Raw genomic sequence first — 12,731 nt, 5'->3', positions numbered from 1 at the left:
GAAAGGAGGATCCGTGCGACGGATCACCATCTGGCTGCTCTCCACGGTGGCCGCGCTGGTGCTGCTGTTCAGTTACAAGACCAGCACCATGGGCGCGGGCGGGGAGACCAGCGCCATCGCCTCCGGTTCGGACGGCCGGGCCGGCAGCGGCAGCTCCTGGACCGGCACGGACGACGGGTCGGACTCGTCGAACGGCGGCGACACCTCGAACGGCGGCGGCACGTCGAGCGGCAGCGGCACGGCCACCGGGTCGGTGGCGCAGACCCGGTGGGGGCCGGTGCAGGTGAAGATCAGCGTCGCCAACGGGAAGATCACCAACGTCACCACGGTGCAGGTGCCGGACGGCAACCGCCGGGACCAGGAGATCAACGACTACGCGGTGCCGATCCTGCGGCAGGAGGCCCTCGCGGCGCAGAGCGCGCAGATCGACACCGTCTCCGGGGCCACCGTCACCAGCGACGGCTACCGCGAGTCCCTCCAATCCGCCATCGACGCGGCGCACCTGAAGTGAGGACGCGATGAACCCGACCACCGAACTCGACCGGCGCGCCTGGGTGACGCAGGTGATGGGGCTGCCGGTCAGCGTGCACCTGCGCGGCCCCGGGGTGCACACCGACGCGGTGGCCGGGCGGGTGGAGCGGGTCTTCGCCGAGCTGCGCGACGTCGACGCGACGTTCAGCACCTACCGGCCGGACAGCGTGCTGGGCCGGCTCGGCGGGGCGGCGCCCGACCCCGCCGCCGCGGATCCGCTGGTGCGCGAGGTGGTCGAGCGCTGCGAGGCGGCCCGCGTCCGCACCGGCGGGTGGTTCGACGCCCGGCGGCTGCCACTGCCCGGCGGGGGCACCGGCTTCGACCCGTCCGGCCTGGTCAAGGGCTGGGCGGTGGAGCGGGCCGCGCGTTGGCTGGCACTGCCCGACCACGACCTGTGCCTCAACGCCGGCGGGGACGTGCTGCTGCGCACCGCGCCGGGCCGGCCGGCCTGGCGGGTCGGCATCGAGGACCCGGACCGCCCCGAGCGGCTGCTCGACGTGGTCACCCGCCCGCACGGCGCGGTCGCCACGTCCGGCACCGCGCGGCGCGGCCCGCACATCACCGACCCGCGTGCCGGGCGGCCGGCCCGGGCCGTCCGGTCGGTCACCGTGGTCGGTCCCGAGCTGCTCTGGGCCGACGTGTACGCCACCGCGGCCGTCGCCCGCGGCGCGGACGCGCTGGACTGGCTGGCCACCCTGGACGGGTACGCGGCCCTGCTGGTGGACGCCGCCGGCGGGGTCCGGGCCACCCCGGGCTGGCCCGGCTCCCGGCCGGCGGCTCAGACCGCCGCGTAGTCGGGCAGCTCGGCGTCGGTGGCCAGCGAGCCGCTGCCGCGCACCAGCAGCGACTGCACCGGGCGGGTGGCCAGCAGCCGGTCGCGCAGCCACAGGCCCCAGCCGCTGGCCGGGGCGAGGAAGTGGCCGGGATTGGCGCCGCGCTGCCAGCGGCCGGCGTAGGCCCGCATCCGCCGGTCGTACGCCGGCAGCGCCACCCGGTGGTCACCGCCGGCCAGGGCCAGCTCACCGGCGAGCACGTAGGCCCCGACCAGGCCGGTGCCGACCCCCATCCCGCCGAGGGTCACCCCCCAGGCCGCGTCGCCGAGCAGCACCGCCCGGCCGGCGTGCCAGCGGGGCACGCTGACCCGGGCGATCGCGTCGAAGTAGAGCTCGGGCGCGGCGCGCAGGCCGGCCAGCAGCCGGGGCACGTGCCAGCCCAGCCCGGCGAAGGCGTCGGTGATCAGCGCCTTCTGCCGGTCGAGGTCGAGCCGGTCGTGGTCCTGCCGGGGCGAGGCGAACACGACGAGGGCGCCCGCCCGGCCCGGGTCGCGCTGGTCGGCGGTCACGCTGGCCATCCGGCCGGGCACGTTGTACTGCCGCGGGACCGGACCCGCCCCGAGGTCGTTGGGCAGGTCCCAGCCGGCCAGGTGGTAGCCGAGGTGGGTCACGTACGCCGACTCGGGCCCGAACGCCAGCCGGCGCACACCGGAGTGCAGCCCGTCCGCGCCGACCACCAGGTCGACGGTGCGGGAGGCGCCCCGGGCCAGGTCGACCCGCACCCCGTCGGCGGTCTCGGTGAGCGCGGTGATCCGGTCGCCGAAGACGTACCCCACCCGGTCGGCGCCGTGCTCGTAGAGGATCCGGGAGAGGTCCCGGCGGAGGACCTCCAGCTCACCGCCGGCGAACTCGGCCGGCAGCCGGAAGATCTCCCGGTCGTGCTCGTCCACCCGGCTCATCGCGCCGGCGTGGGTCTGCACCGCGCGCAACTCGTCCAGCACGCCCATGGCGGCGAGCACGCCCAGGTGGGTGGGGCCGCGGAAGTCGACCGCGAAGCCGCTGGTCCGCAGCGCGGGCGCGGCCTCCACGACCGTGACCTCGGCACCGTGCCGGGCCAGCCACCAGGCCACCGCCGGGCCGGCCACCCCGGCGCCGGAGACGAGCACGCGGAAACCGCGCAGTGGAGTGGGCATGTCTTCCCCCGTTCGAAACTGTGTCCCTCGGATACAGAGTACTGTAGACACAGTTTCGAGCCGAGGACAAGGGGGTCCCGTGGAGACCGGTGACGTCGACCAGCGCCGGCTGTTCGAGCTGCTGTGGGGCACCCCGGCCGGGCCCCGGCGCGGGCCGCGCCCCACGCTCACGCTGGCCGCGATCGCCGGCGCCGGCATCGCCATCGCCGACGCCGACGGCCTCGAAGGGCTGACCATGCAGCGGGTCGCCGAGTCCCTGGACGTCACCAAGATGGCCCTCTACCGGTACGTGCCCGGCCGCGCCGAACTGGTGGCGCTCATGCTGGAGGCGGCGGTCGGCGAGCCGCCCCCACCGCCCGCCGGCGCCGACTGGCGCGGCCAGCTCGACGACTGGACCCGGCAGCTCTTCGACCGGTTCCGCCGGCACCCGTGGGCCCAGGCGGCGACCGTCGGCCCCCGGCTGCCCGGCCCGAACGAGCTGGCCTGGCTGGAACGGGTGGTCGCCGCCCTCGCGGGCACCGGGCTGACCGGCGCCGAGCAGCTCGACGTCGCCGTGCTCCTGGTCGGGCACGCCCGCAACCTGGCCCAGCACGCCGCGCCGGACGACGCGCCCGGCGGGGGACGGGAGAGCGGCTTCGGCGTCCTGGTCCGCGGCCGGGAGGAGCGGTTCCCGGCGCTGGACGCGGCCCTGCGCGGCATCGACCCGGCGGCCGCCGACCAGGCCCTCGACTTCGGCCTGGCCCGGATCCTCGACGGCATCGAGGCGCTCATCACCGCCCGCGCCGCCGCCGGCCCCCGTTCGGGCGGGGCGGCCGAACGGGCGCCCGGCGGCCGGGGAGAATGAGGGGCATGCAGCCACACCCGAACGTGCAGGCGGTGCAGCGGGCGCTCGACGACGCGGGCGCCCGGGACGGCTCCGGCGCCCCGAGCCAGGTCCGCCTGCTGCCCGAGGCCGTCCACACCGCCGCCGCGGCCGCCGAGGCGCTCGGCGTCGGAGTCGGCGCCATCGCCAACTCGCTCGTCTTCGACGCCGACGACGCGCCCCTGCTGGTGCTCACCTCCGGCGCGCACCGGGTGGACACCGCCGGGCTGGCCGCGTCCCTCGGGGTCACCCACCTGCGCCGGGCCACCCCGGAGTTCGTCAAGCGGCACACCGGGCAGGTGATCGGCGGGGTCGCCCCGGTCGGCCACCCCCGGCCGCTGCGCACCCTCGTGGACACCGCGCTGGCGGCGTACGACGAGGTGTGGGCGGCCGGCGGCGTGCCGCAGGCGGTCTTCCCCACCACGCACGCGGAGCTGCTGCGGCTCACCTCCGGCACCCCGACCGAGGTGGCGTGACTCCGGATCTCGTCACGCTGCACGTGTGGCGGATCCCCCGGGCGGCCGTCCCCCGGGCGCTGGCCCGGATGGCGACCCACCCGGCGCGCCTGCGGCGGCTGCCCGGCGTCCGGTTCGCCAAGCTGCTCGGCACCGGGACCGGCGCCGGCTTCGGCCCCGGCGACGCCGACCTGACCCGCTGGGCCGCCCTGGTGGTATGGGACTCCCCCGCCGCCGCGGCCGGCTTCGACGCCTCCCCGGTCGGCCGCTCCTGGGCCCGGCTCGCCCGCGCCCACGTCCGGGTGGAGCTGCGCCCGCTGACCAGCCGGGGTGAGTGGTCCGGCCGGCGGCCGTTCGGCGAGCCGTCCGGAGGGCGGGCCGCCGGGCCGGTGCTGGCGCTGACCCGGGCCCGGCTGCGGGCCCGCCGGGCGGTCACCTTCTGGCGGGCGGTTCCGCCGGTCGCCGCCGCCCTGCACGCCGCGCCCGGGCTGCTCGCCCGGTTCGGCGTCGGCGAGGCCCCGCTGGGCTGGCAGGGCACGGTGAGCGTGTGGCGCGACGCCGCGGACCTCGTCGCGTTCGCGTACCGTCACCCGGAGCACCGGGCCGCGATCACCCGCACCCCGACCGAGCGGTGGTACGCGGAGGAACTGTTCGCACGGTTCGTCGTGACCGACGTGGTCGGCGACCGCACGGTGCTGGGATGGGGCGCGACCGAGAGCGACCCGGAAACGGCGAGAGGGAACGCATGAGGTTGGTGCGGTGGACACCGGACGATCTGGTCCGGCGGCTGGACGACGTGGTGGCCGTCTACGGCGAGGCGATGGGCTACCGCGCCGACCTGCTGGAGGCCCGGCGCGGCTACATCGCCACCCACGTCCGCCGACCCGGCTTCCGCGCCGTCGCCAGCCTGACCACCGAGGGCCACCTGGCCGGCTTCGGGTACGGCTACGTCGGCGCCGCCGGCCAGTGGTGGCACGACCAGGTGCACCGGGCGCTGGACGGCGCGGCCCGGCAGCGCTGGCTGACCAACTGCTTCGAGGTGGTCGAGCTGCACGTCCGCCCGCCCGCGCAGGGGCACGGCCTGGGCGCCGGCCAGCTGCGCGCGCTGCTCACCATGGCCGAGGGCAGCACCACCCTGCTCTCCACGCCGGAGGCCGACGAGCAGCGGTCCCGGGCCTGGCGGCTCTACCGCCGGTTCGGCTTCGTCGACATCCTGCGCCACTTCCACTTCCCCGGCGACGAGCGGCCGTTCGGCGTGCTCGGCCGGGACCTGCCGCTGCCGCCGCCCGGCCCCGGTGGCGCCCCCGCCCCGGAAGAGCCGTGAGCGCGAGGAGTGCGCCGGGGTTGCGAGCCCCGCAGTCGCGAACCGAGATGACGCCGTGAGCGCGAGGAGTGAGCCGGGGTTGCGAGCCCCGCAGTCGCGAACCGAGATGACGCCGTGACCCGGGGCCGGCTGCCCTGGGCGCTGTTGGCCGTGCTGGTCCTGGCCCAGATCTGCTACCCGCTCACCGGCGGCACGACCCGGGCCGGGCTCACCGTGGCCACCGTCGGGCTCGGCTGGCTGCTCTCCGTCGGGCACGCCCTGCTCACCCGGGGTACGCGCACCGCGTTCGCGCTGGTCGCCGTGGCCACCGGCGGCGGCTTCGCGGTCGAGGCGCTCGGCGTGGCCACCGGCTTCCCCTTCGGCAGCTACGACTACTCCGGCGAGCTGGGCCCGAAGCTGGCCGGCGTGCCGCTGGTCATCCCGCTGGCCTGGACCTGGATGGCCTGGCCGGCCTGGCTCACCGCGGTCCGGCTCACCCGCTCCCGCCCTGCCCGGATCGCCCTCGCCGCGGTCGGGCTGGCCGCCTGGGACCTCTTCCTCGACCCGCAGATGGTGGCCGAGGGCTACTGGCGCTGGCGGGACGCCACCCCGGCCCTGCCCGGTCTGCCCGGCATCCCAGTCAGCAACTACCTCGGCTGGCTGCTCTTCGCGGTGCTGCTGACGGCCGCGCTGCGCCCGCTCGCCGGGCCGCCCGCCGACCGCACCGACGCCCGGGACGCGCCGATGTTCGCGCTCTACCTGTGGACGTACGCCTCCAGCGTGCTGGCGCACGCGGTCTTCCTCCGGCTGCCCGCCTCGGCGGCCTGGGGCGCGGCCGGGATGGCGGTGGCCGCCGTGCCGCTGGCGGTGACGCTGCTGCGCGCGCGCCGGCACCGGGCCGGTCCCGGGGTGGCGGAGCCGGCCCCCCGCGTCGACGCGCCGGCATGATGCCCGCGCTCGTCCTGCTCGCGGCGGTCGCCGCGCTCACCGCCCACACGGTCGTCAACGCCACCGCCTGGCTGCGCCGCCCCGATGCCGGCCCGGTCGAGGTCACCGAGGCGGTGGCGGTGCTGCTGCCGCTGCGCGACGAGGCCGATCGGGTCACCCCGTGCCTGCGCGCGCTGCTCGCCCAGCGCGGCGTGCCGGAGCTGCGGATCGTGGTGCTCGACGACGGCTCGACCGACGGCACCGCCGAGGTGGTCCGCGCGGTGGCCGGCGATGATCCCCGGGTCACCCTGCTCACCGGGGTCGCCCCGCCACCCGGCTGGCTGGGCAAGCCGCACGCCTGCTGGCAGCTCGCCACCCGCACCGGCCCGGCCCCGACCGTGCTGGCCTTCGTCGACGCCGACGTGGTCCTCACCCCGTACGCGGTCGCGGCGGCGGTGACCGGGCTGCGAGCGGCGGGCGCGACGCTGCTGTCGCCGTACCCCCGGATCCTGGTGCGGACGGCGGCCGACCGGCTGGTGCAGCCGCTGCTCCAGTGGTTGTGGCTGACCTTCCTGCCGCTGCGCGCCATGGAGCGCTCGCCGCGGCCGTCCCTCGCGGCGGCCGGCGGGCAGTTCCTGGTCGTGGACCGGGCCGGCTACCTGCGCGCCGGCGGGCACGCCGCGGTCGCCGACCGGGTTCTGGAGGACATCGAGCTGGCCCGGGCCGTGAAGCGGTCCGGCGGCCGGATCGCCCTGGCCGACGGCTCCCGGCTGGCCGCCTGCCGGATGTACGAGAGCTGGCCGCAGCTGCGCGACGGCTACACCAAGTCGCTCTGGGCCTCCTTCGGGCACCCGGCCGCCGCCGCGGTGGTCGTGGCCCTGCTGCTCCTGCTCTACACCGCTCCCCCGCTGGTCGCGGCCGGGGCGCTGGTGGCCGGCGCGCCGGTGCCGGCCGGGCTCGCGCTCGCCGCCTACCTGCTCGGCGTCACCGGCCGGGCGGTCAGCGCCCGGGCCACCGGCGGGCGGGCGTGGCCCGACGCGCTGGCACACCCCGTGTCGGTCGTGGTCCTCGGTTGGCTGACCCTCCGGTCGTACCATCTGCGGAAGCGACGCCGGCTCACCTGGCGGGGTCGCCCGGTCGGCTAGGAGGGGGCGGCATGGCGCGGATCGTGGTCATCGGCGCCGGCGTGGGCGGGCTGGCCGCCGCCGCGCGGCTGGCGGTCACCGGGCACGAGGTCACCGTCCTCGAGCGGGCCGACACGGTCGGCGGCAAGCTGGGCCGGCACCGGCACGACACCCCCGAGGGGTCCTGGTGCTTCGACACCGGGCCGAGCCTGGTCACCCTGCCGCAGGTGTTCCACGACCTGTTCGAGGCGACCGGCGCGAAGCTCGATGAATACCTGGACCTGGTGCCGCTGGACCCGATCGTCCGGCACGTCTTCCCCGGCGGCGGCCCCGCCCTGGACTCCTGCGCCGACCCGGCCGAGTTCACCGCCCGCATCGGCGCGGCGTTCGGCGACCGGGCCGCCGCCGACTGGCAGCGCCTCTGGCGGCGGGCCGGCCGGGTGTGGGCGGCCTCGCACCGGGACGTGCTGCGCCGCACCGTCGACTCCCCGCGCGACCTGGCCGCGCTGGCCTGGCGGCTGGGCGACCTCGCCGCCATCGGCCCCGGCCGCAGCCTGCGCGGGCTGAGCCGCCGGCACCTGTCCGACCCGCGGCTGCGGATGCTGCTCGACCGCTACGCCACCTACACGGGCGCCGACCCGCGCCGGGCCCCCGCCGCGCTGGTCGCCGTCCCCTACGCCGAACTGGCCTACGGCGGCTGGTACCTGCGCGGCGGGCTGGGCACCCTGGCCGACGCGCTGCTGTCCCGCTGCCTGGACCTCGGCGTGGTGGTGCGCACCGGCGCCACGGTCACCCGGATCGACGCGGCCGGTGGCCGGGTGCACGGCGTCCGCGTGGCGGGGACGGCCGCGCCCGTCCCCGCCGACGTGGTGGTGGCCAACGTCGACGCGCTGACCGTCTACCGCGATCTGCTGCCCACCCCGCGCCGGCTCGCCGCGCTCACCGACCGCAGCCTGGCCGGCTTCGTGCTGCTGCTCGGCGTCCGGGGCGACTCCGGGCTGGCCCACCACACCGTCTTCTTTCCGCGCGACCACGACGCCGAGTTCGACGCGGTCTTCGGTGACCCGGGACGGGGCGTCCGGGCCCGGCCCGCGCCGGACCCGACCGTCTTCGTCACCGTGGCCGACGATCCGGCCGTCCGCCCGGCCGGGCACGAGGCGTGGTTCGTGCTGGTCAACGCGGCCCGCCACGGCACCGCCGCGGGCGCGGTCGACTGGCGGCGGCCGGGGCTGGCCGAGGCGTACGCCGACCGGATCCTCGACGTGCTCGCCGAGCGCGGTGTGGACGTGCGGGACCGGCTGGTGTTCCGCGAGATCCGCACCCCGGCCGACCTGGACACGGCGACCGGCGCGCCGGGCGGGGCGATCTACGGCACCGCGGGCGGGCTGCTCCGCCCGGCCAACCGGGGCCCGGCGGCCGGGCTCTGGCTGGTCGGCGGCTCCAGCCACCCCGGTGGCGGCCTCCCCATGGTGACGCTGTCCGCGGAGATCGTCGCCGACGCCATCGGCCCGGCCTGGTAGGTCCCGGCCGAGCGGCCGTCAGTCGGCGTCGATCAGGGCGCGGCGGACGGCGGAGAGCAGCTGGCCGAGGCCGAAGCCGGCCAGCAGCACCCAGACCGTGGTGGCCATCGTGATGGTGCCGGCGGCCAGGTCGGCGTCGATCAGGCCGGTGAGCCCGGCGACCACCAGCCCGACCAGGGCCACGCACACCCGGGTGGGGCGCTCCCCCACGGTCACCGCACCGATCTCCCGCATCCCGGCCGCGACCGCCCGGGCCCGCACGTACTCGTGCAGCCAGGACAGGCCCCCGGCCGCGGCGACCAGCGCGCCGGGCGCGCCGATCAGCCAGAACGCGGTCAGCCAGGCGGCCTCGCCGAGCCGGTCGGCCACCGAGTCGTAGACGTAGCCGAGCCGGGTGGTGCGGTGGGTGGCCACCGCCACCGCGCCGTCGACGCTGTCCGCCACCGCCGCCAGCAGCACGAACAGCGCCCCCAGGAACGGCCCGTCGCCGGCCCGCCCCACCAGCAGGGGTACGCAGAGGCAGAGCAGCACGCCGACGACGGTCACCGGGGTCGGGCCGATCCGCAGCCGGCCCAGGATGTAGCCCACGTGGTAGGCGAAGCGCAGCCAGGCGCGGACCACCGGCGCGGCCGCCCGGGGGTCGAAGCCGCCGTGCAGCCGCGCCCACGCGGTCGCGTACTGGTCCCAGTTCAGCTGTGTGCCCGCCACGGATCAACCGTAGAAGGGCGGAGGGGTTTCGTGGGCGGGGTGGTCACACCCGCGCGTCGGCGCGCAGGCGCTGCCACACCTCGCGCGTGGCGGTGGACCGGTTGAGCGTGATGAAGTGGATCCCGGGCACGCCCTCGTCCAGCAGCTTCGCGCACATCTCGCCGGCCTGCTCGATGCCGAGCCGGCGGACCGCCTCCGGGTCGTCGGCCACGGCGGCGAATCGTTCCGCGAGGGCCGGCGGGAAGGGCGCGCCGGAGAGCTGCACCGACCGCTCGATGGTGCCCAGCTGGGTCACCGGCATCACCCCGGCCAGGATCGGGGTGTCGCAGCCGGCGGCGGCCACCCGGTCGCGCAGCCGCAGGTAGTCGTCGGCGTCGAAGAACATCTGGGTGATCGCGAACTCGGCCCCGGCCCGGCACTTGCGGACGAAGTGCGCGGTGTCGCTGGCCACGTCGGCCGAGCGCGGGTGCTTGTAGGGGAACGCGGCCACCCCGACGCTGAAGTCACCGGCGTCCCGCACCAGCCGGACCAGCTCCTCGGCGTACTGCACGCCCTCCGGGTGCCGGACCCACTCGCCGCCCGGGTTGCCGGGCGGGTCACCGCGGACGGCCAGCACGTTGCGCACCCCCACCGAGGCCAGCCGGCCGATGACGTGCCGCAGCTCGGCGACCGAGTGGTCGACCGCGGTGAGGTGCGCCATCGGCAGCAGGGTGGTCTCGGTGGCGATCCGCTCGGTCACCGCGACCGTGGTGTCCCGGGTCGAGCCGCCGGCGCCGTAGGTGATCGAGACGAACGAGGGGCGCAGCGACTCCAGCTCGCGGATGGCCTGCCAGAGCAGGCGCTCTCCCTGCGGTGTCTTCGGCGGGAAGAACTCGAAGGAGAACGTGGGCCGGGCGTCACGGATCAGCTCCCCGATGGCCGGCTGCGGATTGGGGAGGACCGAGGGAAGACCGAGCGCCACGGACCGACTGTAACCGGCCGGTCCACGCCGACCCACGATCTTCCCAGCCCGCGAGCACGAGCGCGGCGGAGCGTCGTACCCCGGGGGTAGGAAGGGGGCAGCGCGGTGGGGCCGGCCGGTGGCCGGTCCCGGGGGCCCGCGCGGGGGTCGCCACGATCGGCGGCGCGCCGGTCGGAGCACCGCCGGGCGTCCGCGTCGCCGCCCGCCCGTCGCCCCGGGAGGACCCGATGACCCCGTCCCCGTCCCCGCCACCCGGCCCCCGCCCGCTCGGGCCCCTCCTGGCCGACCTGCGGGCCGCCCGCGGCTGGAGCCAGCAGCGGGTCGCCGCCGAGCTGTGCGCCGCCGCCGGCGTGCCGACGCTGACCCGGCACGAGGTGTCCCGGTGGGAGCGGCAGCGCCGGCTGCCGGGCGACTTCTGGTGCGGCTGGCTGGCGGTGGTCCTCGGGGTGCCCGGCGAGCTGCTGGCCGGAGCCGCCGCGCACAGCCGCCGCCTGGGGGTGGCACCGGCCGGTTCCCGCACGCGGCCGGCCCGGCTCACCGCCACGGGCCGGCGGCCCGGCGCGATGCCGAGCCGCCCGCGACGGCCCGTCCCCACCTCCCCGCGGCCCCGGCAGGAGGCCCTGTCGCCCCGGCAGGAGGCCCTGTCGCCCCGGCAGGGGGCCTCGTCGCCCCGGCTGGGGGCCCTGTCGCCCCCTCGGGGGGCGCCGGCGGCCGGCCCCGGTCGACGGCGGGCGCGGCGCGCCGGGACGGGGGGAGGGCGCGACCGGCCGGGACCGGCTAGCGTCGTCGGCGTGACCCACGCTGCTCCCGTGTCCCCCGTCGACCGCGCCGGCCTGCGCCAGCGGATCGACAAGGCCCTCACCGAGTTCCTCGCCGGCCAGCGCGGCTGGCTGACCACCCTCGACGACGGCCTGGTGCCGGTCGCCGAGGCGATCGAGGCGTTCGTGCTGGGCGGCGGGAAGCGGCTGCGTCCGGCCTTCGGCTACTGGGGCTACCGGGGCGCCGGCGGGGTCGACTCCGACCAGGTGGTCGCCGCCCTGGCCGCGCTGGAGTTCGTGCAGGCCAGCGCGCTGATCCACGACGACCTCATGGACCGCTCGGACACCCGCCGGGGCGAGCCGGCGGTGCACCGGCGGTTCGCCGCCCGGCACCGCGCGGCCGGCTGGAGCGGCGACCCGGACGGGTTCGGCGACGCGGCGGCCATCCTGCTGGGTGACCTGTGCCTGGTCTGGTCCGACGAGCTGCTGCACTCCGCCGGCCTCGACCCGCACACGGTGGCCCGGGCCCGGCCGGTCTTCGACGAGATGCGCACCGAGGTGACCGTCGGGCAGTACCTGGACGTGCTGACCCAGGCCACCGGCGACACCTCGCTGGAACGGGCCGGCAAGGTGGCCCGCTACAAGTCGGCGAAATACACCGTCGAGCGGCCGCTGCTGCTCGGCGCCGCGCTGGCCGACGCCCCGGCCGAGGTGCACGCGGCCTACTCGGCGTACGGGCTGCCGCTGGGCGAGGCGTTCCAGCTCCGCGACGACGTGCTGGGGGTGTTCGGCGACCCGGAGCGCACCGGCAAGCCAGCCGGCGACGACCTGCGCGAGGGCAAGCGGACCTACCTGGTGGCCGCCGCCCTGGAGGCGCTCGACGACGCCGGCCGGGACCTGCTGCTCGGCGGGCTCGGCGACCCGGGGCTGGACACCGCCGGGGTGACCCGCCTGCGCGAGCTGATCACGGTGAGCGGCGCGCTGGAGCGCACCGAGCGGCGCATCGCGGCCCTCACCGAGAGCGCCCTGGCCGCCCTCACGACGGTCGACCTGGACACCGAGGCCCACCAGTCCCTGGTCGACCTGGCCATCGCCGCCACCCGCCGCACCGACTGACCCGCGCGCCCGATCCCCCGCGGCCCACCCGGTCGATCATGAGGTTGACGGCGAAGTCGATCTCCGGAAGTGCCGCCATCCTCATGATCGACGAGACTGGCGGCGCGGTCAGAAGCCGAGGGCCTGGGCGCGGCGCTTGACCTCGCGGGCCTGGTCGCCGGCGAGGGCGGCGGCCGGGGTGGTGCCGGGGAGGGTGGGGTCGGGCTCGTAGAGCCAGCGCAGCGCCTCCTCGTCGTCGTAGCCGGCGTCGGCGAGCAGGTTGAGCACGCCGGGCAGGTGCTTGAGCACCGTGCGGTTGGCCACCAGGTCGGCCGGGATCCGGCGGACGCCGTCGCGGCGCACCGCGAGCAGTTCCCGGTCACGGATCATCTGGTGCACCTTGCTGATCGACAGGTCGAGGCGCTCGGCCACGTCCGGCAGGGTCAGCCAGCCGGCCGGGTCGGTGGGTCCGGGCAGGTCGGCCCCGGCGGCGGTCTCGGCGGGTACGGAATCGGTCACCC

At 77.2% G+C, this 12,731-nt stretch carries 14 protein-coding genes and 1 pseudogene; 11 read left to right on the top strand and 4 right to left on the bottom strand.

Going from position 1 to position 12,731, the window contains the following annotated elements; all coding sequences use genetic code 11:
* The first annotated feature begins 13 nt into the window (after positions 1 to 13).
* Together ABZW14_RS04605 and ABZW14_RS04600 are read left to right on the top strand one after the other, a co-directional pair.
* On the top strand, positions 14 to 511 hold the full coding sequence (locus tag ABZW14_RS04605) for an FMN-binding protein (RefSeq protein ID WP_355339744.1): 498 nt from the start codon (positions 14 to 16) through the stop codon (positions 509 to 511).
* Positions 512 to 518: 7 nt separating this feature from the next.
* Complete coding sequence (locus tag ABZW14_RS04600) at positions 519 to 1,325, top strand: FAD:protein FMN transferase (RefSeq protein WP_355339741.1); 807 nt, start codon at positions 519 to 521, stop codon at positions 1,323 to 1,325.
* Here the strand turns inward: ABZW14_RS04600 and ABZW14_RS04595 are convergent.
* On the bottom strand, positions 1,310 to 2,497 hold the full coding sequence (locus ABZW14_RS04595) for an FAD-dependent monooxygenase (RefSeq protein WP_355339738.1): 1,188 nt from the start codon (positions 2,495 to 2,497) through the stop codon (positions 1,310 to 1,312). The genes ABZW14_RS04600 and ABZW14_RS04595 overlap by 16 nt on opposite strands.
* 79 nt (positions 2,498 to 2,576) lie before the next feature.
* On the opposite strand from ABZW14_RS04595, the gene ABZW14_RS04590 reads away from it, so the two are divergent.
* From ABZW14_RS04590 to crtI, 7 genes are all read left to right on the top strand, one after another.
* On the top strand, positions 2,577 to 3,341 hold the full coding sequence (locus ABZW14_RS04590) for a TetR/AcrR family transcriptional regulator C-terminal domain-containing protein (RefSeq protein ID WP_355339735.1): 765 nt from the start codon (positions 2,577 to 2,579) through the stop codon (positions 3,339 to 3,341).
* A 5-nt stretch (positions 3,342 to 3,346) separates the two neighbouring features.
* Positions 3,347 to 3,835 (top strand): YbaK/EbsC family protein, encoded by a 489-nt coding sequence (locus tag ABZW14_RS04585; protein WP_355339733.1) that lies wholly within the window; start codon positions 3,347 to 3,349, stop codon positions 3,833 to 3,835.
* Positions 3,832 to 4,563: a monooxygenase gene (locus tag ABZW14_RS04580; RefSeq protein ID WP_355339730.1), complete on the top strand. Its 732-nt coding sequence runs from the start codon at positions 3,832 to 3,834 to the stop codon at positions 4,561 to 4,563. Before ABZW14_RS04585 ends, ABZW14_RS04580 begins: the two co-directional genes overlap by 4 nt.
* A complete protein-coding gene (locus ABZW14_RS04575) occupies positions 4,560 to 5,138 on the top strand; it encodes a GNAT family N-acetyltransferase (RefSeq protein WP_355339727.1) in 579 nt (192 codons plus the stop codon). Before ABZW14_RS04580 ends, ABZW14_RS04575 begins: the two co-directional genes overlap by 4 nt.
* Positions 5,139 to 5,252: 114 nt before the next feature.
* Complete coding sequence (locus ABZW14_RS04570; RefSeq protein ID WP_355339724.1) at positions 5,253 to 6,065, top strand: carotenoid biosynthesis protein; 813 nt, start codon at positions 5,253 to 5,255, stop codon at positions 6,063 to 6,065.
* Positions 6,062 to 7,189: a glycosyltransferase family 2 protein gene (locus tag ABZW14_RS04565; RefSeq protein ID WP_355339721.1), complete on the top strand. Its 1,128-nt coding sequence runs from the start codon at positions 6,062 to 6,064 to the stop codon at positions 7,187 to 7,189. The genes ABZW14_RS04570 and ABZW14_RS04565 overlap by 4 nt, the downstream gene beginning before the upstream one ends.
* Before the next feature lie 11 nt (positions 7,190 to 7,200).
* Positions 7,201 to 8,688, top strand: a complete 1,488-nt coding sequence (crtI, locus tag ABZW14_RS04560; protein ID WP_355339718.1) for a phytoene desaturase family protein — start codon at positions 7,201 to 7,203, stop codon at positions 8,686 to 8,688.
* 18 nt (positions 8,689 to 8,706) lie between these two features.
* Here crtI and ABZW14_RS04555 read toward each other — a convergent pair whose 3' ends face one another.
* Both ABZW14_RS04555 and metF read right to left on the bottom strand, forming a co-directional pair.
* Entirely contained in the window at positions 8,707 to 9,396 is a 690-nt protein-coding gene (locus ABZW14_RS04555) for a CDP-alcohol phosphatidyltransferase family protein (protein WP_355339715.1), read from the bottom strand.
* A 43-nt stretch (positions 9,397 to 9,439) separates the two neighbouring features.
* Complete coding sequence (gene metF, locus ABZW14_RS04550) at positions 9,440 to 10,357, bottom strand: methylenetetrahydrofolate reductase [NAD(P)H] (protein WP_355339712.1); 918 nt, start codon at positions 10,355 to 10,357, stop codon at positions 9,440 to 9,442.
* 227 nt (positions 10,358 to 10,584) lie between these two features.
* Here metF and ABZW14_RS04545 point away from each other — a divergent pair.
* Both ABZW14_RS04545 and ABZW14_RS04540 read left to right on the top strand, forming a co-directional pair.
* A pseudogene (locus tag ABZW14_RS04545) lies at positions 10,585 to 10,812 on the top strand (helix-turn-helix transcriptional regulator); the annotation flags it as partial.
* A gap of 336 nt (positions 10,813 to 11,148) precedes the next feature.
* The gene (locus tag ABZW14_RS04540; protein WP_355340184.1) at positions 11,149 to 12,231 is read left to right on the top strand and encodes a polyprenyl synthetase family protein; all 1,083 of its coding nucleotides are present in this window, start codon (positions 11,149 to 11,151) and stop codon (positions 12,229 to 12,231) included.
* Between the two features lie 108 nt (positions 12,232 to 12,339).
* Here the strand turns inward: ABZW14_RS04540 and ABZW14_RS04535 are convergent, their stop codons facing one another.
* The gene (locus ABZW14_RS04535) at positions 12,340 to 12,729 is read right to left on the bottom strand and encodes an Rv2175c family DNA-binding protein (RefSeq protein WP_091268176.1); all 390 of its coding nucleotides are present in this window, start codon (positions 12,727 to 12,729) and stop codon (positions 12,340 to 12,342) included.
* Between the last annotated feature and the right edge of the window lie 2 nt (positions 12,730 to 12,731).

The sequence above is a fragment of the Micromonospora sp. NPDC004551 genome, assembly GCF_040609975.1.
Taxonomy (GTDB): domain Bacteria; phylum Actinomycetota; class Actinomycetes; order Mycobacteriales; family Micromonosporaceae; genus Micromonospora.
This window is presented reverse-complemented; position numbering and strand designations above follow the sequence as displayed.